At 54.9% G+C, this 19,875-nt stretch carries 21 protein-coding genes; 10 read left to right on the top strand and 11 right to left on the bottom strand.

Going from position 1 to position 19,875, the window contains the following annotated elements; all coding sequences use genetic code 11:
• Positions 1-38: 38 nt before the first annotated feature.
• On the bottom strand, positions 39-830 hold the full coding sequence (locus tag RGV06_RS01750) for a hypothetical protein (protein ID WP_019827077.1): 792 nt from the start codon (positions 828-830) through the stop codon (positions 39-41).
• A gap of 261 nt (positions 831-1,091) precedes the next feature.
• On the opposite strand from RGV06_RS01750, the gene RGV06_RS01745 reads away from it, so the two are divergent.
• Positions 1,092-2,630 (top strand): cryptochrome/photolyase family protein, encoded by a 1,539-nt coding sequence (locus RGV06_RS01745; RefSeq protein ID WP_322149185.1) that lies wholly within the window; start codon positions 1,092-1,094, stop codon positions 2,628-2,630.
• Complete coding sequence (locus RGV06_RS01740; protein WP_019827081.1) at positions 2,627-2,761, top strand: DUF2256 domain-containing protein; 135 nt, start codon at positions 2,627-2,629, stop codon at positions 2,759-2,761. The genes RGV06_RS01745 and RGV06_RS01740 overlap by 4 nt, the downstream gene beginning before the upstream one ends.
• 42 nt (positions 2,762-2,803) lie before the next feature.
• Here RGV06_RS01740 and RGV06_RS01735 read toward each other — a convergent pair whose 3' ends face one another.
• Positions 2,804-4,279 (bottom strand): glycoside hydrolase family 32 protein, encoded by a 1,476-nt coding sequence (locus RGV06_RS01735; RefSeq protein WP_322149184.1) that lies wholly within the window; start codon positions 4,277-4,279, stop codon positions 2,804-2,806.
• Positions 4,280-4,484: 205 nt separating this feature from the next.
• Here RGV06_RS01735 and RGV06_RS01730 point away from each other — a divergent pair, with 205 nt between their 5' ends.
• The 6 genes from RGV06_RS01730 (at position 4,485) to RGV06_RS01705 (ending at position 9,954) form a co-directional block, all read left to right on the top strand.
• Positions 4,485-5,762 carry an MFS transporter gene (locus RGV06_RS01730; protein WP_322149183.1) on the top strand — a complete coding sequence of 426 codons (1,278 nt, stop codon included), beginning with the start codon at positions 4,485-4,487 and terminating at the stop codon, positions 5,760-5,762.
• Positions 5,763-5,910: 148 nt separating this feature from the next.
• Positions 5,911-7,104: a carbohydrate porin gene (locus tag RGV06_RS01725; RefSeq protein WP_322149182.1), complete on the top strand. Its 1,194-nt coding sequence runs from the start codon at positions 5,911-5,913 to the stop codon at positions 7,102-7,104.
• 120 nt (positions 7,105-7,224) lie between these two features.
• Positions 7,225-8,223 carry a LacI family DNA-binding transcriptional regulator gene (locus tag RGV06_RS01720; RefSeq protein ID WP_037032554.1) on the top strand — a complete coding sequence of 333 codons (999 nt, stop codon included), beginning with the start codon at positions 7,225-7,227 and terminating at the stop codon, positions 8,221-8,223.
• Between the two features lie 393 nt (positions 8,224-8,616).
• Complete coding sequence (locus tag RGV06_RS01715) at positions 8,617-9,000, top strand: nuclear transport factor 2 family protein (protein ID WP_019827088.1); 384 nt, start codon at positions 8,617-8,619, stop codon at positions 8,998-9,000.
• A 74-nt stretch (positions 9,001-9,074) separates the two neighbouring features.
• Complete coding sequence (locus RGV06_RS01710) at positions 9,075-9,311, top strand: hypothetical protein (protein ID WP_235428672.1); 237 nt, start codon at positions 9,075-9,077, stop codon at positions 9,309-9,311.
• Between the two features lie 55 nt (positions 9,312-9,366).
• On the top strand, positions 9,367-9,954 hold the full coding sequence (locus tag RGV06_RS01705; RefSeq protein WP_019827090.1) for a flavin reductase family protein: 588 nt from the start codon (positions 9,367-9,369) through the stop codon (positions 9,952-9,954).
• 105 nt (positions 9,955-10,059) lie between these two features.
• Here RGV06_RS01705 and RGV06_RS01700 read toward each other — a convergent pair whose 3' ends face one another.
• The 3 genes from RGV06_RS01700 to RGV06_RS01690 form a co-directional block, all read right to left on the bottom strand.
• The gene (locus RGV06_RS01700; protein WP_019827091.1) at positions 10,060-10,803 is read right to left on the bottom strand and encodes an SDR family oxidoreductase; all 744 of its coding nucleotides are present in this window, start codon (positions 10,801-10,803) and stop codon (positions 10,060-10,062) included.
• 73 nt (positions 10,804-10,876) lie between these two features.
• A complete protein-coding gene (locus tag RGV06_RS01695; RefSeq protein WP_322149181.1) occupies positions 10,877-11,980 on the bottom strand; it encodes an alkene reductase in 1,104 nt (367 codons plus the stop codon).
• A 51-nt stretch (positions 11,981-12,031) separates the two neighbouring features.
• Entirely contained in the window at positions 12,032-12,613 is a 582-nt protein-coding gene (locus tag RGV06_RS01690) for a TetR/AcrR family transcriptional regulator (RefSeq protein ID WP_322149180.1), read from the bottom strand.
• A gap of 276 nt (positions 12,614-12,889) precedes the next feature.
• Between RGV06_RS01690 and RGV06_RS01685 the strand changes: the two genes are divergently transcribed.
• Positions 12,890-13,525 (top strand): TetR/AcrR family transcriptional regulator, encoded by a 636-nt coding sequence (locus RGV06_RS01685; protein WP_322149179.1) that lies wholly within the window; start codon positions 12,890-12,892, stop codon positions 13,523-13,525.
• A 54-nt stretch (positions 13,526-13,579) separates the two neighbouring features.
• Here the strand turns inward: RGV06_RS01685 and RGV06_RS01680 are convergent, their stop codons facing one another.
• Positions 13,580-14,161: a TetR/AcrR family transcriptional regulator gene (locus tag RGV06_RS01680; RefSeq protein ID WP_322149178.1), complete on the bottom strand. Its 582-nt coding sequence runs from the start codon at positions 14,159-14,161 to the stop codon at positions 13,580-13,582.
• Positions 14,162-14,363: 202 nt separating this feature from the next.
• Between RGV06_RS01680 and RGV06_RS01675 the strand changes: the two genes are divergently transcribed.
• Positions 14,364-15,239, top strand: coding sequence for a LysR family transcriptional regulator (locus tag RGV06_RS01675; protein ID WP_019827096.1), 876 nt, complete (start codon positions 14,364-14,366; stop codon positions 15,237-15,239).
• A gap of 44 nt (positions 15,240-15,283) precedes the next feature.
• Here RGV06_RS01675 and RGV06_RS01670 read toward each other — a convergent pair whose 3' ends face one another.
• The 5 genes from RGV06_RS01670 to RGV06_RS01650 all read right to left on the bottom strand — a co-directional run bounded on the left by RGV06_RS01670 (position 15,284) and on the right by RGV06_RS01650 (position 19,821).
• Positions 15,284-16,153, bottom strand: a complete 870-nt coding sequence (locus RGV06_RS01670; RefSeq protein WP_019827097.1) for an isocitrate lyase/PEP mutase family protein — start codon at positions 16,151-16,153, stop codon at positions 15,284-15,286.
• Positions 16,154-16,524: 371 nt separating this feature from the next.
• Positions 16,525-17,787 carry a cation:dicarboxylate symporter family transporter gene (locus RGV06_RS01665; RefSeq protein ID WP_019827098.1) on the bottom strand — a complete coding sequence of 421 codons (1,263 nt, stop codon included), beginning with the start codon at positions 17,785-17,787 and terminating at the stop codon, positions 16,525-16,527.
• A gap of 109 nt (positions 17,788-17,896) precedes the next feature.
• A complete protein-coding gene (locus RGV06_RS01660; RefSeq protein ID WP_019827099.1) occupies positions 17,897-18,322 on the bottom strand; it encodes a VOC family protein in 426 nt (141 codons plus the stop codon).
• Positions 18,323-18,660: 338 nt separating this feature from the next.
• Positions 18,661-19,374: an alpha/beta hydrolase gene (locus tag RGV06_RS01655; RefSeq protein WP_046810755.1), complete on the bottom strand. Its 714-nt coding sequence runs from the start codon at positions 19,372-19,374 to the stop codon at positions 18,661-18,663.
• A gap of 69 nt (positions 19,375-19,443) precedes the next feature.
• Positions 19,444-19,821, bottom strand: a complete 378-nt coding sequence (locus RGV06_RS01650) for a hypothetical protein (RefSeq protein WP_322149177.1) — start codon at positions 19,819-19,821, stop codon at positions 19,444-19,446.
• Between the last annotated feature and the right edge of the window lie 54 nt (positions 19,822-19,875).

Genomic DNA, 19,875 nt, shown 5'->3' with positions numbered 1-19,875 from the left:
TATTATCAAGTGCCTCTAAAGCAAGCAGCTTTAGCTTGTTATAAAGTCAGCCCACCGTGTTCCAGGGTCACAATAAGAGCCCTCAAGTTATCCGGAACTACCTGAATGATGCCTTTGCCCGGAACGTCAATTTCCGCAATCATGAATAACGCCAAGGCTGTGAAGATCGGCATCACACAGACCAGGGTGTTTCCACCCCGGCTGCCCTTGACGTTGTAGCCAATCAAAAAGTTGGAGCAGATGGCAAACAGGATCAATAGCGCCCACGCCACACCGGGTATTTGAGGCCGCCAGCTGGCCATCGTCTTTTGTTGCGACACATACAACTCATTCGTGGCGTTAAGGGCCGTGACAATCACCGAACTGGGTTTTTCCTTGGCAATTTTGCTGATCAAAGCCCACATGTGCGATTGCATTTTAATGGAGTCCAACCGGATGGCTGCGCGCTGGTCGTCATCCTCCGTGGCAAAGAATGAAATGCGGATAGCCAGGTAGTCCATCAGCATTTTTTCGGCTTGCTCTTGCTGGGACTCGCTCAGCAACGTTGTACGCTGGAAGGCGTTGCCAATGGCAATGGCCTCATTTTCTTCAGCCGTCATCCGGGTGTTCAGACCACTTATTGCAAACGAAAGAATGAAGCCCATGAGCAAACCAAACATGGACAGCGTCCCACCCAGTACGACTTTCAATTCATCATCAAACGCAGCGTCACGCCTGACTGTTTGACCCCAGGTCATCTTCCCCGCAAAAGCCGCCACGCATAAACCCAGCAGCATGGAGACCAACAGGTACCAGGAATTGACATCAACGGAATACAAGATCGAGGGCATAGTTTTTTCTTAGGGTTTTTATACGGGTGCACGCGTTATAACACGGCCGCAACACACATACATTTGAAAAAAACCGTGTTTCGATACCCAGCACACAAGCCCCGGGAATGGGCGTTGACCGGAAAAGATCGCAGGCGTTTTCCTGCCAGCTGGACACCAAATACTTGTACAATAATTTATCTTTGTACAAGTAGCCCTGACTTCCTTTCGCCTTGAAGTCCCCAGGCCTTCACACGTGTCTTCTCAACGGAAATCTGCTCGATGAATGCTACCCGCCGACTGTGCCTCATCTTGGGCGACCAATTGTCTTTTGACCTTGCTTCATTGCAGGGCCTGGATACCGAAAACGACACCGTGCTGCTGGTCGAGGTGATGGAGGAAGCCAGCCATGTTCCCCATCATCCGCAAAAAATTGTTCTGGTTTTCAGTGCCATGCGCCATTTCGCCGAGGCTCTGCAGCAGCGTGGAATCCGGGTGCAGTACGTCAAGCTCGATGACCCGAACAACAGCGGATCTGTGCCAAATGAATTACGGCGCTGGGAAGCACTCCTGCAGCCTGATGAAATCCATATGACGGAGTGCGGCGATTGGCGTCTTGAGCATTCACTCAGGGCATGTGGCGCGGGCATCCAGTGGCATGGCGACGCGCGCTTTCTCTGCTCGCGCCCTGAGTTTTCCGCCTGGGCGAATGCCAAAAAGCAGCTGCGCATGGAATATTTTTACCGAGAGATGCGGCGCAAGAGCGGGTTGTTGCTCAACGGCGATGGCAGCCCGGTCGGGGGCGCCTGGAACTTTGATGCAGAAAACCGCAAGGCGCTGCCCAAAGGCATCAAGCCGCCCTCGCCCGCCCGCTTCTCACCCGATGCTATTACCCGGGATGTACTGGAGTTGGTGGCAAAAAACTTCACCACCCACTATGGCACCCTCGATACGTTCGACTATCCGGTCACTCACGCCCAGGCTCAGGCATTGTGGAGCTACTTCCTGGACTGGGGCCTGGCAGCCTTCGGCGATTATCAGGACGCCATGGCCAGCGACGAGCCGTTTCTGTTTCATGCCCGCATCAGTGCTGCGCTCAATATTGGCTTGCTGGATGTTCGCCAGCTGTGCAGCGATGTGGAGTCCGCGTACTGGTCGGGCAGCATTGCACTCAATGCCGCCGAAGGCTTTATTCGCCAACTCATCGGCTGGCGGGAATACGTGCGTGGGGTTTACTGGCTGAAGATGCCTGACTATGCCGATGGCAATGTATTCGGCAACACCCGGTCGCTTCCAGAGTTCTACTGGACCGGCGACACGAAAATGAACTGCATGAGCCAAGCCATCGGCCAAAGCCTCGAACATGCCTATGCTCACCATATCCAGCGGCTGATGGTGACCGGCAATTTCGCCCTGCTCGCCGGCATCCTGCCAAGCCAAATATGCGAGTGGTACCTGGCCATCTACATGGATGCCTTCGACTGGGTGGAGTTGCCCAACACTCTGGGCATGGTCATGCACGCCGATGGCGGCTATCTGGGGTCCAAGCCTTACTGTGCCAGCGGCCAGTACATCAAGCGCATGTCCAACTATTGCCGTGGCTGCGCTTACAAAGTGAGCGAAAGCACCACCGATGACGCCTGCCCTTTCAACGCGCTCTATTGGCACTTCCTGATGCGTCACGGTGAGCTTTTGCGGGGCAATCAGCGCATGGGCATGATTTATAAAAACCTTGACCGGATGCCTGAATCCAAACAGCAGGCGCTGTGGCAGCGAGGCCAGTTGTTGCTTGCCACACTGGATAAAGGCGAGTCACTTTGAAAAAGAGCGAGTTGCCCGTCAAAACCTGCGTGACCTGTGGCCTGCCCTTCACATGGCGAAAGAAGTGGGCTCGCTGTTGGGATGAGGTGCGTTACTGCTCAGAGCGTTGCCGACGTAGCAAGCACCTGTGAGCCCATTGCCAAGCAGTGCCAATGGGCTCATCCCGGATGAGGTCAGATTTTAAGGTCGGTCAGTTCCCAGGCCACGAGATCGCCAAACACCCCTGTCCCGTTGACGGCAAACGCACTTATCCCGAGGCTGTCGGGCCGTGGATAAATCCGGCTGGTCATGGTGTAGGCACCGTCGTCGACGAACACCTCGATCGATGAGCGATCGAGAAAAATCCGCAGTGCTATCCGGGTCTGTTCCGGGCTTATCGGAACACTGCGAACACCGCTCACGCCCGCGCCCGAATGTTGCCGGTCGAGAACCAGGCGACGGGCCATGGCATCGAAGTACAACAACGTCCGCTCGTGTTGATCTTCGCTGCAGCGCAGGGCAAGACCAAAGTGTTCGGCGGTGCTGCCAGCCAGATCCAGCTCGAGTTCAATTTCAAGCAGTGCGCCACGCACATCGAGGGGGCGACTGGCAGACTCCACCACCGGGATCTGCAGCCCGTGTTGAGACTTGCGTAACGCAGTCAGCTCACGGGCGGGACGCATGCGCAGGCGATCGCCTTCACGACTCAGCTCACGGGGCAAGGACAGCGCGCCGCACCAGTGTTGCGCCTGGCTTGGCATCGGGCAGTCCCACATGTCCATCCACGCCCAAAGCAGGCGTCGCCCGTCCGGTGCCAGCAGGGTTTGGGCAGCATAAAAGTCATGGCCGTGATCAAGCTCGTGCAGTGCTGCACTGGGGTTGAAGTGGCCGCTGTCGTCCAACTTGCCGAGGCGATAGCTGTTCTGGAATTTGTTCCAGTTAGCGTAACCGCTGGGTTTGAGGCCCTGGGGCGAATAAAGAAAAACGTCGCTGCCATCCAGCTCGAACAAGTCAGGACATTCCCACATGTAGCCGTCTGACTCGCGCACGCCTTGCAGGGCACAGCTCAGGTATTCCCAGTGGTACAGGTCCACAGAACGATAGATTAACAGCTGCGGGTCATCACCCTTGCGCGCTCCCAAAGCCATCCACCATTGTTCCCCGCGCTTCCAGACCTTTGGATCACGAAAGTGCATGATCTCAGGCTCGGGTGGTGCATCGATGATCACTCCATGCTTGGTGAAGGTGATGCCATCGGTGCTGCTGGCCAGGCACTGCACCTGCCGGATGTGATTGTCATCCCTTGGTGAGCCCAGCCAGACATGCCCGGTGTAGATCAGATAAAGCGTATCGTCGACCACCACTGCCGATCCCGAAAAACATCCGTCCCTGTCATAGGGATCGCTGGGTGCCAGCGCGATGGGCAGATGTTCCCAATGCACCAGGTCATGGCTTTTGGCGTGCCCCCAGTGCATGGGGCCCCACTGTGGTGAGTACGGGTGATGCTGATAAAACACATGGTATTCACCCCGAAAGTACACCAGCCCGTTCGGGTCATTCATCCACCCCACAGGGGGCGACAGATGAAAACCGAGGCGATGATCGTTGCCACGTTCGGGCAGTTTTTCTTTGATGGCGTGATGCGCTTTATCCAGCAAGACAGCGTGCATGATTATCCTTGTTTGAATGGGTATTGAGTGGCCAGCTCTCTGATCCGTCCCTGTCGCTGGCGCATCCGGGTTGGCGTAAACCTCGCGCCATCAGAATCAATCCTTGTGGCCCTCCCCTGGAATTGCGCTTGACAGCGAGCAACCGCCAAGCGCGTAATATCTTCGATGTTAACGTTATCAAAAATAAAAACAAGAGGGTGCCTCAATGCGCGCATCTAGCAAAATCGAGTACTTGCAAGTCAGTGGTTTGCTTTACTTCTTCTTCTTTGCCTTCTCATCGAGCTTCTCGCTTTTCTCAATCTGGATACACAAAGCCATAGGCTTGAATGGCGCCGAGACGGGCATGGTCTTTGCGGCCAATACCATTGCGGCCATGCTTATCCTGCCTTTCTATGGCGTGCTCCAGGATCGACTGGGCATGTCGAAAAAACTGCTGGTCTGGATTGGCGTATTGCTCTGCTGCACCGCGCCTTTTTGTATCTATGTCTACTCCTGGCTGTTGGCCACCAACCTGGTACTGGGCGTCGTGGTGGGTGCAGCGTTTCTGGGCTTTGCCATGCTCGCGGGGGCCGGTCTTATCGAGTCCTACACGGAGCGGTTATCGCGCCACATGGGCTTCGAGTTCGGCAAGGCCAGGCTGTGGGGATCGCTGGGTTGGGCTTCTGCCACCGGTGTGGTAGGGGTCATGTTCAGCATCAATCCCAACATCATGTTCTACATGAGCACTGGATCGGGGATCATCTTTCTGCTGATCCTGTTTCGCATGGACCTGGGCAAATATTGCGACTCAACATCCCAGGCGGCCAAGGCGTTTGCCAACCCGGTGCGGATGAAGGACTTCTGGGTGCTCATGACCCTGCCCCGCTTCTGGGCGTTCGGTCTGTTCATGAGCGGGGTTTGCGGAATTTACGCGGTCTATGACCAACAGTTCCCCGTGTATTTCTCCTCCTTTTATCCGAACCCGGAAGACGGGATTCGCGCCTATGGCTATCTGAACTCCTCACAGGTTTTCGTTGAAGCGCTGTGCATGCTGTTTGCGCCCTGGCTGATATCGCGGATCGGAGCCAAGAATGGCTTGATCCTGACAGGTACCATCATGTTCGTGCGCATTTTGGGCTCCGGAGTGGCCGTGGATGTGTGGGTGATTGCCAGTTGCAAGATGTTGCATGCACTCGAAGTGCCGATCTTGCTGGTCTCCGCATTCAAGTACATTGCCGGTAATTTCGATCCGCGCTTGTCTGCCACCCTCTATCTCGTGGGCTTCCAGGCGGCCCAGTCGTTGACCGCCATGTTCCTGGCCCCTGTCGCCGGGTATGGCTATGACCATATTGGATTTTCCAGCGTGTATGTACTGATGGCCGGAGTCGTGGGTGTTTGCCTCCTGATCTCGTGCTTGACCTTGCGTTCGCAGTCGTCTCGAACCCCCTGCTCCACCGTCCCGGATCACGCGCCTTCACCACCGGCCACGACAGCAATCGTGTAGCGACGGTGCCTTTGCGCACTAAAAAAGCAGAACGTTGAGCATTGAAAGTCGCTGGGCTTGCTCTCGCAGCACACTAAAACAAAAAAACGTACGCCCTCCCATTCTTTGGGAAAGGGAAAGTGCGTCCACAACTTGATGGGGCACGGCCATGAAAAAGAGTTTAGTTGTTTGTTTACTGGGCATGTTTTCTTCGTCGGGCATGGCGGATATGACCTGGACTACGGAACACGGCGATTTGAAAGTCTACGGCGATGTAGAGTTCAACCTTGATGCCGCCAGTAGTGCGGGTCAGTTGACGTCTTTCAAAACCGATGACAATAAAGACTGGCGTGTCGGTGACTCGGAGAAATGGGATATCAACGGGCGAATTCTTTTGGGGCTCGATGGATACCGAAAAGGGAAAAATGATCAGTTCGCCGGCTTTAGCGTTCAACCACTGGTTAATGTATCCGGGAACTTGAGTGCTGATGATGCGGCGTTCTTTTTTGGTCAGGAGAAAAACTGGAAAATCAAAGTTGGCCGTTTTGAAGCCTACGACATGTTCCCGCTTAACCAGGACACGTTCATCCAGTATTCGGGTAATACCTCCAACGACCTGTACAGCGATGGCTTCGGCTACATCTATATGATGAAAGAAGGACGTGGGCGCAGCAGCGGTGGCGGCGCGGTACTGCTGAGCAAGGAGGCAGGGCCGCTGTACCTCGAACTGAATACCCTGGTAAAGGACGGTACTACCCTGTTTGCCGACAATGGCTATCACGGCAACGTGCTGGAAAATGAAAAAAATGCAGCCTACGTCCGGCCCGTCGCCGCGTTGCGTTTCGACAAAGCTTCCATCGCGCTGGCGATGGAAACCAACATCGTCAGCAATGCGTATGGCTTTCGCGATGCCTCAGGAGATATTCAAGACCAGTCACAACGCACGGGATATGGCGCGACCTTTACCTGGAATTCATTAAAGGAAGATCCCACCGACGGCATTGTCTTTAATATCAGCACGGCGTACATGAACGCCAAGGATGAAAAAGACTTCAGTGCCGGGAGCAATATATTGTGGCGCAACTTTGAACTCGGCTACATCTTTGCCAACAATGATATTCAAGCGTTCAACATGAATGATCTGGTAGCCAAAGACGGTGTGGCAACTGTTCCTGGCCGGTATGATATTCACACGATCCACACGTCTTATCGCATCACCAATGTCATGGACATGGACAACTTCAATATTGATCTGGGTGCCTATTGGTCAATGCTCAACCTTCCCGATAATGATGGGAGCCGGGCAAATGACGACAGCGATCGCTATGGTGCCCGGGTGCGCTTCAAGTATTATTTTTTCTGACCTGAAACGGTCGAGCCGTCGCGCGAGAAAGACTCGGTCATTTACGTCACCATTGCCAAGATGTCATGCTCCTGCCGAACATGACGTTCATGCATGGAGAAAAATCAATGGCATCCGTAAATGGCCTCGGTTAAAGACGTTGCACGGTTAGCAGGGGTTTCCCTGATGACCGTGTCTCGAGCTATCAACAGTCCCGAAAAACTTAATGCCGAGACACTCGCGACTGTCCGGCAAGCCATCGAAACCCTGGGCTATGTACCCAGCCTCTCTGCGCGCAATATCCGCGGGGGGCATTTCAGCAGCAAATTGATCGGGGTTTTCGCCCTCGACACTGCAACCACCCCTTTCGCCGTGAACATGTTGCTCTCGCTGGAACATACGGCACGGGAAAATGGCTGGAACGTCCTGATCATCAACGTGTTCGACACCCCGCCAGATTCCCGATCCATAGACCTGATGCTGTCACATCGTCCAGACGGAATCGTGTTCAGTTCCATGGAACTGCGCGAACTGGAGATACCTGAGGTGTTGCGCAGCTACCCGCTGGTGCTGAGCAACTGCATAAGCTCCAGCCCGGGCGTGGCGTGTTATGTCTCCGATGACGAAGAAGGCCAATACCAGGCGGTGAGTCAGGCACTGCAACGCGGTTATCGACGCCCGCTGTGCATTAACCTGCCGCGCAACAGCATCGCCTGGAAGCTGCGCCAGCAGGGCTTGTCACGTGCATTCACAGAGGCAGGCATCCCCCTGGACACTGTGCGGCAGTATGATTTGTCTGCAGATGATGAGTACCTGGAAACCATTGAGGCGCTCAAGCGTCAATTGGGCGATTCACCGGCAACGCCGACCTTCGACCTGCTGGTGTGTGGTAACGACCGGATCGCCTTGATTGCCTACCAGTTCCTGCTTGGCCAAGGTTTAAGCATTCCATCCGACGTCGCCGTACTGGGTTTCGACAATATGATCGGTGTCGCAGAGTTGTTTTATCCGCCCCTAAGCACCGTGCAACTGCCCTATTACGAGATGGGTCGCCGCGCCGCGCTGCACCTGATCGAAAACAAGGATGAACCCTTCATTCACAAGGTTCCCTGCCCCCTTGTAGAACGCATGTCCCTGTAACTTATAGCCGTGTGACCTGATCTGCCCCACCCTGTGCTTGCCGGTTTGCCACCGGCAACTTCAAGCACGATCAGAGACCGCAGACACTCGTCTCAGCGTGCTCGCCACGCAGCTACTTCTCCCTTCTCGCCCCTCCCTTTGGCCTCTTGTCGGGTTAGGCAGTGCTTTGCCTGTTCGCTGATGTCGTCCGGAAAATCCAACGCTCCCCACGAAGTCATTGACACATACTGTAGTGATCACTATAGAATGATCAAATTAAATAGTGATCACTACATTAATATGATTTCGGTGACGGGGCTCACGCCAAACAGTGCGCTGCGCGCCCTCACTCGCCAGGCAAGCACGGCTTGTTAACAAGCCAATTATCACTGAGCCCACCAACAGGACTACATCATGAGCAATCCAACTTACGTGCAGGAATACAACGCAATCGTCGCCGTACTGAACCTGTACAACGAAGGTGGCAAACACGCGAAAAGCAGCATCATGAAACCTGCCTTCAGCGAGCAGGCCACTATTTTTGGTGTAGACGCCGAGGGCAAACTCACCGGCGGCCCGATTCAAGGGTTGTTCGACATCATCGACAGCGCGTTCCGCCCCTCCCCTGAAGCTCAGGGCGCAATCGTCAACATCGATATCGTGGGTACGGCTGCCAGTGCACGCATCGATACCAACGACATCTCAGGTTTCTGTTTCACCGACTTTTTCAACCTGCTGAAAGTTGAAGGCAAGTGGACGGTGGTCAGCAAGATTTACCACACACATGTAGCCCCTTGACCTTGCAGCTGCATTCCCAGCGCTATCGAAGACGGTAAGCCTGAGGAGCGGTATTACGTGAAAAGCTATTGTCGGTGGACGAGACCCAACTACAGTTCTCATACCGATTTGTTGAGTCGCCATTACCCGTCGATAACTACGTGGCCACCGTACGGATGATCCCACTGAGCGACGGGCACAAAACCGTGATTCTCTGGGCAGTAACCTTCGAACGGGTGTCGCAGACCGAATTGACCGCGACCATCGAGTCGCTCATCGTAGGCGGCCATGAAAATTTTCAGCATCACCTGAGCAGAACGGCTACGGCTTAAACCTGAACGGCCCCGGTCCATTCATGGATTCGGGGCCTTTTTATCTGGAGTAACGATGGACGACCACATTGCCGCTGTACCCCTTGAAAAAGCCTACAGGCTGATCAATCACGGCCCGACTGTCCTGGTATCTGCTCAGCACGAGGGGGTAACAGATGTGATGGCCGCCGCATGGGCCTGCGCGCTGGATTTTTCACCGCCAAAAGTGACTGTGGTGCTGGACAAGATTACCCGGACGCGGGGATTGGTAGAGCACAGTGGCGTTTTCGTGATTCAGGTTCCAACCGTGGGCCAGCTCAAACTGACCAGCGACGTTGGCAGCATGAGCCTGTTCGACACTGCGGACAAACTGGCGCAATGCGGTGTCGAGTTGTTCAGTCTGCCCGGCCATGATCTGCCCTTCGTTGCGGGCTGTTCGGCGTGGCTCGCCTGCAAACTGCTGCACGAACCTCACAACCAGACGACTTATGACTTGTTTATCGGCGAGGTCGTTGGCGCCTGGGCAGACACCCGGGTCTTCAGGGATGGGCACTGGCACTTTGAAACCGCCTCCCCGGACCTTCGCAGCCTGCACTACATTGCAGGCGGCCACTTCTATGCCATCGGCGAAGCATTGAGTGTGGATCCCAAGGACGCCACGTAAATCACCACCCGCGCAGGCCTGAGTAAGCGGTGTAACTGAAAGTGACCTGTGCCCAGGCATGCTGCATGCCTCAGTGCCTGGGCGTTAAGTGCGATCAGCGGCTGCTTACCAATCCTGACGGGTCGGCGAAATGATCAGATCATTCACCGTCACATTCTCTGGCTGGTTCAAGGCGTAGACGACAGCTCGTCCAATATCATCAGGAGAGATGGCGATTTTATTCAGCTCATGGGCAGCCTTGCGTCCTGCAGGATCGGTCACTTTTTCTGCCCAACCGGTATTGATAACACCCGGGCTGATGGTGTTGACACGAATGCCATGATGCACACCCAGCTCCTTGCGCATGGATTCAGTCATTGCCTGTACAAAGAACTTGGTAGCGCTGTAGATGCCGGCTGCGGGGCCGACCTGGTGACCGGCGACCGAATCCATATTCAGGATCTGGCCGGACTTCTGTTTCAGCATGAACGGCAGTACCGAGGCGATTCCATTCAAGTAGCCCTTGATGTTCACGTTGACCATCTTTTCCCAGTCATCAACGGCCAGGTCCACCCAGTTGGAAAACAGCATCAGCCCAGCATTATTGATCAAAATGTCGATCGACCCGAAAGTGTCGTGGGCGAATTGAGCCAACGCCTTCATGTCGTCTGGCTGGGTCACATCGCTGACAAGGCCCACTGCTTCACCACCGCTCGCCTTCAATTCACTGACAATTGCGTCCAGGCCTTGCTGATCCAGAGCGGCTGCGACTATTCGAACGCCTTTTGCGGACAGAGCGCGGGCTGATGCAGCACCCAGGCCTGACGATGCGCCGGTGATAATTGCAGTCTTGTTTTGCAGGTAGTTCATGTGAGTTCTCTCGATCGACACTGCCCGAACGTGCCGGGCAGTGATTTGGGATATCGCGTTGCTATTGCCGTGATCAGTAGTTGCCGACCGGCCAGTCGGTGTAACCCTTTGCGCCTCCGCCGTAATAGGACTCTCGCGGTGCAATGGTCAGCTCTGCACCACGACGCAAACGTTCAACCAGATCAGGGTTGGAAATGAACAGACGACCAAACGCCACTGCATCGATCTTGCCTTGGGCGCGCCGCTCGATTGCCATTTCCAGGTCGTAGTTGTTGTTGCCGATAAAGAAGCCATTGAACTGTGCGCTCAGGGCGTCCATATCCACGCCTTCTGGCACTTCACGGGAGGTTGCAGTAGCCCCTTCAACGAAATGCAGGTACGCGAGATTGAAGGCGTTCAACTGCTGGATCAGGTAACCGTGCAGTGCCATAACATTGCTGTCTGGCGGTGTGTTGCCGGCGTCGGGCGTCACTGGCGACAAGCGGATACCGACGCGGTCATTGCCCCATATTTTGACGATTGCGTCTGTCACTTCCAGGGTCAAGCGCGCACGGTTCTCGATCGAGCCGCCGTAGTGGTCGGTACGGTGATTGGTCGAGTCACGCAGGAATTGATCCAGCAGGTAGCTATTGGCAGAGTGAACTTCCACACCATCAAAACCGGCGCGCTTGGCATTTTCAGCTGCATGCTTGTATTGCTCGATGATCCCCGGGATTTCAGCGGTTTCGAGTGCTCGGGGCATCGACACTGGAACAAAACCCTTCGCCGTATAGGTTTGACCTTCAGCCTGGATCGCAGAAGGCGCCACCGGCGCAACACCGCCTGGCTGCAACTCGACACTGGAGAAGCGACCCACATGCCAGAGCTGGCTGACGATTTTGCCGCCCGCAGCGTGCACGGCATCGGTCACTTTCTTCCAGCCTGCAACCTGCTCTTCGTTCCAGATCCCGGGTGTAGCGGCATAACCGCGGCCTTGAGGCGAGATATTGGTGGCCTCGGCAACGATCAAGCCGGCAGTGGCACGCTGTGCGTAATACTCGGCGTGCATTTCGTTAGGGATGCCGTCTTCGCCATAGCGACTGCGAGTCACAGGGGCCATCACGATGCGATTAGCCAGCTCAATGCCCCCCATGGTGACAGGGGTGAACAAGTCGGTGCGGTTACTGTTATCTGTCATGGTTAACCTCTATTAATAGACCAGTCGTCTATAAAGCTGATAAAAAAATGACTACAACAAAAGTCGCTTTGCCATGGTCAGGGAATCTTCAAATGCCTGGCTGCGCTTGCTGATCTTCATCATCAATGAGGCGCCAAGCCAGAGCTGATAGAGCGATTGCGCGAGCGTCGCGTCGCAGAGGCTGCTGGTAATCGATCCATCAGCGCGCCCCTGCTCGATGCAGCGTTCGAGCAGGCCGATCACGGCTTGAGTGCCTGTATCAAGCACCCGGCGCATGCCCTCGGACAAGTCACACACCTCTGCCCCCAACTTAACGACCAGGCACTTGTCCGTCGCTGAATCGGAGCATTGGGTTTGCGCCCAATAGCGCAGATACGCCATCAATCGTTCTGCCGCAGGCAAGGGGCCCTCCAACAAGGTGCCAACCACCTTCAAGTAGTCCGAAAAATACTGGTCGAGCAATGCCTGACCAAATTCATCCTTGGATTTGAAGTAGTGATAGAACGAACCCTTGGGTACCTGCGCAGCAGCCACCACTTCAGCCAGCCCCACGCGGGTATAGCCTCTGTGAGTCATCAAGGTCCTGGCGACATCCAGGATGTGTTGCCGCGTGTCGCAATGACGTTTTTTCATAGTGTGGCTACACTAACCAAAACTAGACCGGTCGTCTAGTGATTGTTTGAAAGATCATCCATACCACTGACAAGCGGTTTATCAGATGCCTGATGGTAATTTGAGGTGCTTGAAACTGAGCCAGTTTTGATCTTGTGGTCGCCTGGCGAGAGCACCATCGGCCCCCAGGACTGGCGTCGAACAACGGGCGAGAGACATTTTGTGTATCATCTGGCCTTCAATATCTTCTCCAGACGCGACTGTCTGGCGATACGTCTTAAGGTAGTCAAGCTCCCCATGACCCACTCCGCCTCATCGCCTGCCCCCCGCAGTAAAGGGCGCCCTCGCACGTTCGACCGTGACCAGGCGCTGCTTCGGGCCCTGACGGTGTTCTGGAAGCGTGGGTATGAGCCTGCTTCGGTGACAGAGTTGTGCTCAGCGATGGGTATCAATCCACCCAGCCTGTATGCGGCGTTTGGCAATAAAGCCACGTTGTTTCTCGAAGCCGTCGCCTACTACGAAACGACCTTCTGGGATGCTACCTGGGAAAAAATGGGCAGTGAGCCGGACCTAGCTCGTGGTATCAGCGATTTTTTCCGGACATCCGCCGCCATCCTGACCGAACCCCAGGCGCCTTGTGGCTGCATGGTGGTGCTCGCGGCGGTCAACGTGTCAGAGGATGCCGCAGAGGTTTCGGCAGCACTCAAAGCGCTGCGCCAGGAAGGTCGTGACTACCTGCAGCAACGTCTGGATCGCGCGGTTGAGGACGGTCAGCTCAAACAGCAGACCAATACCCGCATACTCGCGTGTGCGTTGAATACGTTGCTCGAAGGCATGTCGTTGCAGGCCCATGATGCGGTCAGTCGCGAAGACCTGGAGGGCATCGGCGCAACCGCCGTGGCGATACTCGCCCCTTCCCTTGCCCAATCGTAAGCCTTAAGGCCGGGGTTTCTTTTCACTGACTGCTTAAGCCAGACATGTGCGGGCTCAGGCCAGCAACCGACGGCTCATCTCATACGCCACATCGAACGGTTCGTGGGTTCTGTTGACCTTGACCAGCAAAGAGGCGCCCAACCACATCTGGTAAAGCGCTTCTGCCAGAATGGAGGCGTGAGTGGGCGCGGTGATGGAACCATCGGATTTGCCTTGTTCAACGCACCGGGTGATCCGCTCGATGATCAGCGCTGTCCCTTTTTCAAGAACGGCACGCATGTTCTCGGAGAGATCGCATACTTCTGCCCCCAGTTTGACCACCAGACACTTCTGATCAGTGTGATCAAACGCTTGTGTCTCGGCCCAATACCGCAAGTAACTCAGTAATCGCTCTGCTCCGCTTCCCTCTTTGGCCATCTGCACATCAACTCGCGAAAGGTACTCCTGAAAGTATTCTTCCAGCAGTGCCTGACCAAATTCATCCTTGGAGCGGAAGTAGTGATAAAACGAGCCTTTGGGCACGCCGGCGGCGCCAAGCAACTCGGTCAAGCCAACCGCCGTGTAACCCTTGTGGGTCATAAGCGATCGGGCGACATCGATGATGTGCTGGCGCATGTCTTGGACTGGTTTCTTCATAATGCGGCGCATGCTATCAAAAAAGCATTGCGGGTCGCATGCTTTTAAAACAGTGCAAAGACTCACCTCGAGCCTGCAACGGGCAACGTGCCCAGATTCGGCGTATCCGTCCTGAAACCAGTGATTTGGCCTCCGCGTCACCCGCGACAACTAACAACAAAAATGAATGTATTTAACCCGTAGACATAACTATTATTTGATCATGATTAAAGAATTGAAAACACTCATCGCCGTGGCGAGGGAAGGCACCTTTGCGGCTGCTGGCAGCAAGATAGGGCTCACACAGGCCGCTGTCAGTGCGCAAATGCAACGTCTTGAGGCCGAACTCGGTGTCGAGCTGTTTGACCGAAAAGGTCGCTCGGCCCAACTTAACCGCATGGGGCACCAGGTGCTGTTGCAAGGGCAGGAGCTGGTGCGCCAGTTCAAAAATCTTGGCACTACAACTGTGGGGCTGCCTGCAAGCATTCTGGTGACGATTGGAGCCATTGCCTCTGTGCAACGCTCGTTTTTACCCGAAGCGCTGGCTCAGTTTCACCAACAATTCCTGGAGTGCAGGACTCGAGTGATTCCGGGCCTTTCAATGGAGCTGGTCAATCAGGTGGATGCTGGCGAGATCGACATGGCCGCGATCATCCGCCCGCCTTTCTCACTTCAAAGTGACTTGCGATGGACAACCCTGGCCCGCGAACCCTATCGGCTCATCGTACCGGCTGACATGCCCGGAGATGACTGGTCTGAACTGGTCTCGACCCAGCCATTCATACGCTACGACCGATCGTCTTTTGGCGGTCGGCAGGTTGACCGGTTCTTGCGTCAAACCCATGTGTCTTTACGAGAAGTATGCGAACTCGATGAACTGGATGCGATCATCAAGCTGGTAGCCAATGGGGTGGGCGTAGCGCTGGTCCCAGAAACGGCAACCCATCAGGGATGGCCGGCTGAAGTTCGGGCCATAGACCTTAAGCAACGGACATTTCATCGTGATATCGGGCTCGTGCATCGCGCGCGCCGCAGCCTCACCGAGCCTGTAAAGTCACTTGTCCAGCTGATTACCGAGCAGGTCCTGAAAAAGACCTGATGCCTGCACGGTAATCAGTCGCTGAACATGATCACTCTATTTAATTACTCGTCTACGTTCATGAACTCTTTGGCCCACACCTGGTAACGCTCTGGTCGCGTGTAAGTGTGGGTCAACTCTGTAGCGCTCAAGTCAGAGGTGCTGCAGGTGACATTGCGCTGCTCGCGCAAGCAGTCGTAAGTGGCCTTGATCGAGGCAAAATATGCCGCATGCCCGGCAACAACAATCCGCACGCCCAGCGAAGCCAAACGCTGGCTGTCGGACAACTCGGGGTTTCCGTAAGTCACCAGCATCAACGGAAGCTCCACGCCTTCAGCAATCTGCTCAAGGTGCGCAAAATCCTTTACGCCGACCAGGCAAATGCCATCTGCCCCGGCCTCGGTGTAAGCCTTAATACGGGTTCTCACATGCTCGACGGATAACGTCCCGGCATTGGTTCGGGCAATGATGACCAGTTCAGGGTCTACGCGAGACTCAATGGCCGCCTTGATCTTGCCACTGCCCTCTTCAATTGAGATCAGGTCGGTCGATTTGCGGCCGAACTGCGCAGGCAAGAGCGTATCTTCGATGGTCAGTGCCGCCACGCCCGAACGCTCCAGCTCCGCTACAGTGCGCATCACATTCAGTGCGTTACCGTAGCCATGGTCGGCATCGGCAATGATCGGTAATTGAGCCACACGCCCGATCCGGGTCGCCTGCTCGGTAAACTCACTCAATGTGATCAGGGCAAAATCAGGTGCTGCCAATACTTGCAGCGAAGCCACCGAGCCGCCCAGGATACCGGCTTCAAAGCCCAGGTCTGCGGCAATTCTGGCAGACATGGGATCGAACACGGAGGCGGTGTGATAGCAGGATTCAGAAGCGAGTAACTTGCGAAATTCGACCCGCAGTTGCTGATGGGAAAGTCTGGACACGTTGGCACCTCGGACGAATGTTATCTACACGGGTAAGACTGGGTGGAAGTAATACACGCAATCGATTGCGGATTGAGCAGCTTGGCTCACCCGTACGGCCTGTCATCATGAGTTACCTGCAGGTATTCAGCAGACGCCCCGGGCGCCGATGCGTTCTCAGCAGGCAGGCTCCTGCCCTCGTACAGGGAACTGATTTTACGCGGTCGACCCATTATTTAAAGCTGATTATTTTTTGCCGGTTCACACCCCTTGTCCGTCAACTTTAAAAGTTCGAGTTTGCGTTCAAGCGGGTCAGGTCTCAGCCCTGCTCTCAAGCGACAGAAAAAGAGCCTTCGACGCACTCAACGTGGAAGGCTCTTTTACATCGCAGATTAAGCGCTTTGCCCAACCCTCACGCCAGCCTGGCGTTCGAGTGGAGCCCTCTCCCACTTGGCGATAACCAGGGGAGCAATGGCATTACCGAGCACGTTTAGCGTCGTTGTTCCGCTGTCGATAATCCTGAAAATGCCGGCGATCAATGCGACCCCTTCCAACGGTAGCCCGGCCGATGCCAGGGTGGCCGATAGAATAATGATCGCAAACCCAGGCACTCCAGCCGCACCCTTTGACGTCAACACCATCGTCACGACCAGCAGTATTTGCTGAGTCAGCGATAGATCAATGCCATATAGCTGGGCGATAAAGATCGTCGCCACACCGAGGAAAATAGACGCTCCATCCAGGTTAAAGGCGTAACCCACCGGCACCACGAAACTGACTATGCGCCGTGGAACGCCATAGGCTTCCAGCTTGCTGATCAACTGTGGCATCACGGCAGCCGAGGCGGCACTGGAAAAAGCCAGGATCAGCTCATTCCTGAAGTACTTGATCAGCGTGAACACGTTTTCGCCGATCAGATAACAAATGCCTCCCAGGAACACCAGGGCAAAGGTAATCAGTGCGAGGTAGACCACCCCAATCAACTTGAGTAACGGCAACAAAGAGGCAAAGCCAAAGGTCGCAACCGTCGCCCCGATCATCCCGAACACGCCAATCGGCGCATACGCCATGACAAACGAAACGACCTTGAACATTGCGTCAGACAAACCCTGAATAACCGCAATGACCGGTGCACTCTTGGTTGTGGGTAAGGTGTTTAACGCCATCCCGAGCAACACGGCAAAAAACAGCACCGACAGCAACTTCGCTTCCGACATTGCAACGATAACGTTATCGGGCACGATGTTTTGCAGAATGATCAGCGCACCTTTTGAAGGCTCCATGGTGACCGTCGAAGTGCCATTGTGCGCAATGCCTGCTATTTCAGTGCCTTTACCAGGCTCGAAAAGATTGGCAAAGAGCAGACCCATGACAATGGCCAGGCTGGTGATCGCAAAAAAGTAAACCAGGGACTTAGCGCCCATACGGCCGAAGGATTTGTTATCACCGCCCCCGGCGATGCCAAGGATCATGCAGCAAAAAACAATGGGGACAACCACCATCTTCATCATTTTGATAAAGATGTCACCTAGGGGTTTAAGGACCTCGGTACTTACCCATACCTGATTCTGTGGATGGGTATTGAAGTACCAACCTACGAGCACGCCGAGCAACAGCCCGGCAATAATTTGCCAAACTAATGGGATACGTTTCATGTCTAGCCTTTTATTTGTAGGAAAGGACTGCAAAGGCAGTAGCTAGATTCATGAGCTTCCTGCTCACTTGAGATTTCCTGGCGCAACTGTGTTTGCGCCAGGTTTTTTATTATTTTGCGAAGAGCTGACTCATATCCTTGAACGCTTTGAACTCGAGTGCATTACCACACGGGTCAAACAGGAACATGGTGGCTTGCTCACCGACCTGCCCCTTGAACCGGATGTAGGGTTCAATCACAAACGCGGTCCCGAAAGATTTCAGTCGCTCGGCCAGGGCTTCCCACTGGGCCCACTCAAGAATGATGCCGAAGTGCGGCACCGGTACGTTGTGACCGTCCACCGGGTTGCTGTGGACGCTTTCTTGAGAGGCAGTCTTGGGATGTTCATGGATCACCAACTGGTGACCATAGAAGTCAAAGTCAACCCATTGGGTGCTGGACCGCCCCTCGGAAAGTCCGAACACTTCACCGTAAAAGGTACGTGTAGCGGCCAGGTCATAAACAGGGATTGCGAGGTGGAAAGGAGAAAGGCTCATCAAGACTCCGACTGCAGTTTTTATTGGTTTATGAAGTTGAACAGCACGTGAGCTGTTCAACGGCTTTTTCAAGGTGGATTTATGCTAAAGCCGCATCACCCTAAAAAAAATCAATATAAATTTTTCATAAACACAAATAATTTTGTTGCTTGAGGAGCCCTGAACGATCAATTCAGGTCGTTGTTCCAGGCGTCTGCTGCGCGCTTGCACGCGCGCACAAAGGCCGCCTGACAACAAGCGATGCCATTGCGGCGGGAGATCTTCACCCGATTTTTTTGGGGGGGGGAACAGGCAACAGTCCCTGGGGCCCGGAGGTGAATACCTCCAGGCGCAGGAACCTAAGAAGCAGACTCTTGTTGAGCCAGCGCCTGGGCTGCCGCTTGGGCGATGAGTTGCGCGACTTCTGTTGATCGGGAGGCCAGCGAGGCATGGCTCGCGTCCAGGGTGATGACGTGTCTGGCACCCAGCCTGGCCGCCATGCGTTCCTGATTTTGCGGGCTGATCATTCGGTCCTTGCTCGATATCTGGTACCAGGAGGGCTTATGTTTCCAGGCGGGCGTTGTCACGGTATCCCCAAAGGTGCTGGCAAGCGGTGCTTTCTGAATCACAGCCATCACCCGTGCATCATCCGCTGGCAGATCTTCACAGAAGCTCTCGTGATATTTATCAATTTTGATCCACAGGTATCCGTCGCTGTCTGGAACAAGATTGGCCACCGCTAAGGGCGGGTGTTCGTGGGTGATGCTGCCGGGGCTCTCGCCAACATCAGGGGCAAAGGCCGCGATAAATACGAGGCCAACCACATTGGGCTGGTTACCGGCTTCAGTGATCACCGCACCGCCATATGAATGCCCTACCAATAAAACCGGGCCATCCACCTGCGCGATCATCTTGCGGGTACGCTCGACATCATCGGCCAGCGATGTCAAAGGAAGCTCAACCGCCTTGAGATTGTCGAAGCCTTTGCGCGTCAGCTCAAGAATGACCTTGCTCCAGTGAGCGGCCCCGCCCCAAAAGCCATGTACCAGAACGATTGTGACCTGCTTGTTCATTGTTTTGCTCCTGAGGCAGGACGTCTGCCTTTAGTGGTGGATGTTTCACCCGCTCATTGGCCAAACCGATCAGTCAGACGACTGCACGCCAAGCTCCACGTAGCTCGACTCACCACCGCCAGTCGAGCCCGACAGCCAGCCCCATACAAAATCCAGCGTAGTACGCCCTGCCGGATCTACACCTACCGTGCCGCGTGACCAACCAGAAAGAAGCTCACCCTCGGTGGTCAGGCACTGGAAAAGAAGCTCAATGCTGTCAGGACCTGTCACACGCCCGACTTGATGGCCCGTACGGATCCGTCCGCCCTCATAAGTGCCCGATATGGCACTTTCCTCAACCAGATAATGAAATACCGTGCCTGCACCCGAAAGCCCGTGGGTATTACCCGCCACGGAAAATCGGCGATTGTGCAACCGCGCGCTAATTTGAGAAAAGGGAGTTTGCATAAGGGTCGCGTCCTGTCATCGAGGTGGTACACGGGTACTTTCGATGATCCTAAC

The organism is Pseudomonas sp. CCI3.1 (assembly GCF_034313985.1).
Lineage (GTDB): Bacteria > Pseudomonadota > Gammaproteobacteria > Pseudomonadales > Pseudomonadaceae > Aquipseudomonas > Aquipseudomonas psychrophila.
This window is presented reverse-complemented; position numbering and strand designations above follow the sequence as displayed.

What these genes read in the sequence shown, in the direction of transcription:
- RGV06_RS01735 (WP_322149184.1), bottom strand. Translation starts at nt 4,279, where the DNA reads ATGCACGCTGTCTTGCTGGATAAAGCGCATCACGCCATCAAAGAAAAA.
- RGV06_RS01690 (WP_322149180.1), bottom strand. Translation starts at nt 12,613, where the DNA reads ATGAAAAAACGTCATTGCGACACGCGGCAACACATCCTGGATGTCGCC.
- RGV06_RS01655 (WP_046810755.1), bottom strand. Translation starts at nt 19,374, where the DNA reads ATGAACAAGCAGGTCACAATCGTTCTGGTACATGGCTTTTGGGGCGGG.
- RGV06_RS01730 (WP_322149183.1), top strand. Translation starts at nt 4,485, where the DNA reads ATGCGCGCATCTAGCAAAATCGAGTACTTGCAAGTCAGTGGTTTGCTT.
- RGV06_RS01715 (WP_019827088.1), top strand. Translation starts at nt 8,617, where the DNA reads ATGAGCAATCCAACTTACGTGCAGGAATACAACGCAATCGTCGCCGTA.
- RGV06_RS01685 (WP_322149179.1), top strand. Translation starts at nt 12,890, where the DNA reads ATGACCCACTCCGCCTCATCGCCTGCCCCCCGCAGTAAAGGGCGCCCT.
- RGV06_RS01695 (WP_322149181.1), bottom strand. Translation starts at nt 11,980, where the DNA reads ATGACAGATAACAGTAACCGCACCGACTTGTTCACCCCTGTCACCATG.
- RGV06_RS01750 (WP_019827077.1), bottom strand. Translation starts at nt 830, where the DNA reads ATGCCCTCGATCTTGTATTCCGTTGATGTCAATTCCTGGTACCTGTTG.
- RGV06_RS01665 (WP_019827098.1), bottom strand. Translation starts at nt 17,787, where the DNA reads ATGAAACGTATCCCATTAGTTTGGCAAATTATTGCCGGGCTGTTGCTC.
- RGV06_RS01680 (WP_322149178.1), bottom strand. Translation starts at nt 14,161, where the DNA reads ATGAAGAAACCAGTCCAAGACATGCGCCAGCACATCATCGATGTCGCC.
- RGV06_RS01705 (WP_019827090.1), top strand. Translation starts at nt 9,367, where the DNA reads ATGGACGACCACATTGCCGCTGTACCCCTTGAAAAAGCCTACAGGCTG.
- RGV06_RS01660 (WP_019827099.1), bottom strand. Translation starts at nt 18,322, where the DNA reads ATGAGCCTTTCTCCTTTCCACCTCGCAATCCCTGTTTATGACCTGGCC.
- RGV06_RS01650 (WP_322149177.1), bottom strand. Translation starts at nt 19,821, where the DNA reads ATGCAAACTCCCTTTTCTCAAATTAGCGCGCGGTTGCACAATCGCCGA.
- RGV06_RS01745 (WP_322149185.1), top strand. Translation starts at nt 1,092, where the DNA reads ATGAATGCTACCCGCCGACTGTGCCTCATCTTGGGCGACCAATTGTCT.
- RGV06_RS01725 (WP_322149182.1), top strand. Translation starts at nt 5,911, where the DNA reads ATGAAAAAGAGTTTAGTTGTTTGTTTACTGGGCATGTTTTCTTCGTCG.
- RGV06_RS01720 (WP_037032554.1), top strand. Translation starts at nt 7,225, where the DNA reads ATGGCCTCGGTTAAAGACGTTGCACGGTTAGCAGGGGTTTCCCTGATG.
- RGV06_RS01675 (WP_019827096.1), top strand. Translation starts at nt 14,364, where the DNA reads ATGATTAAAGAATTGAAAACACTCATCGCCGTGGCGAGGGAAGGCACC.
- RGV06_RS01700 (WP_019827091.1), bottom strand. Translation starts at nt 10,803, where the DNA reads ATGAACTACCTGCAAAACAAGACTGCAATTATCACCGGCGCATCGTCA.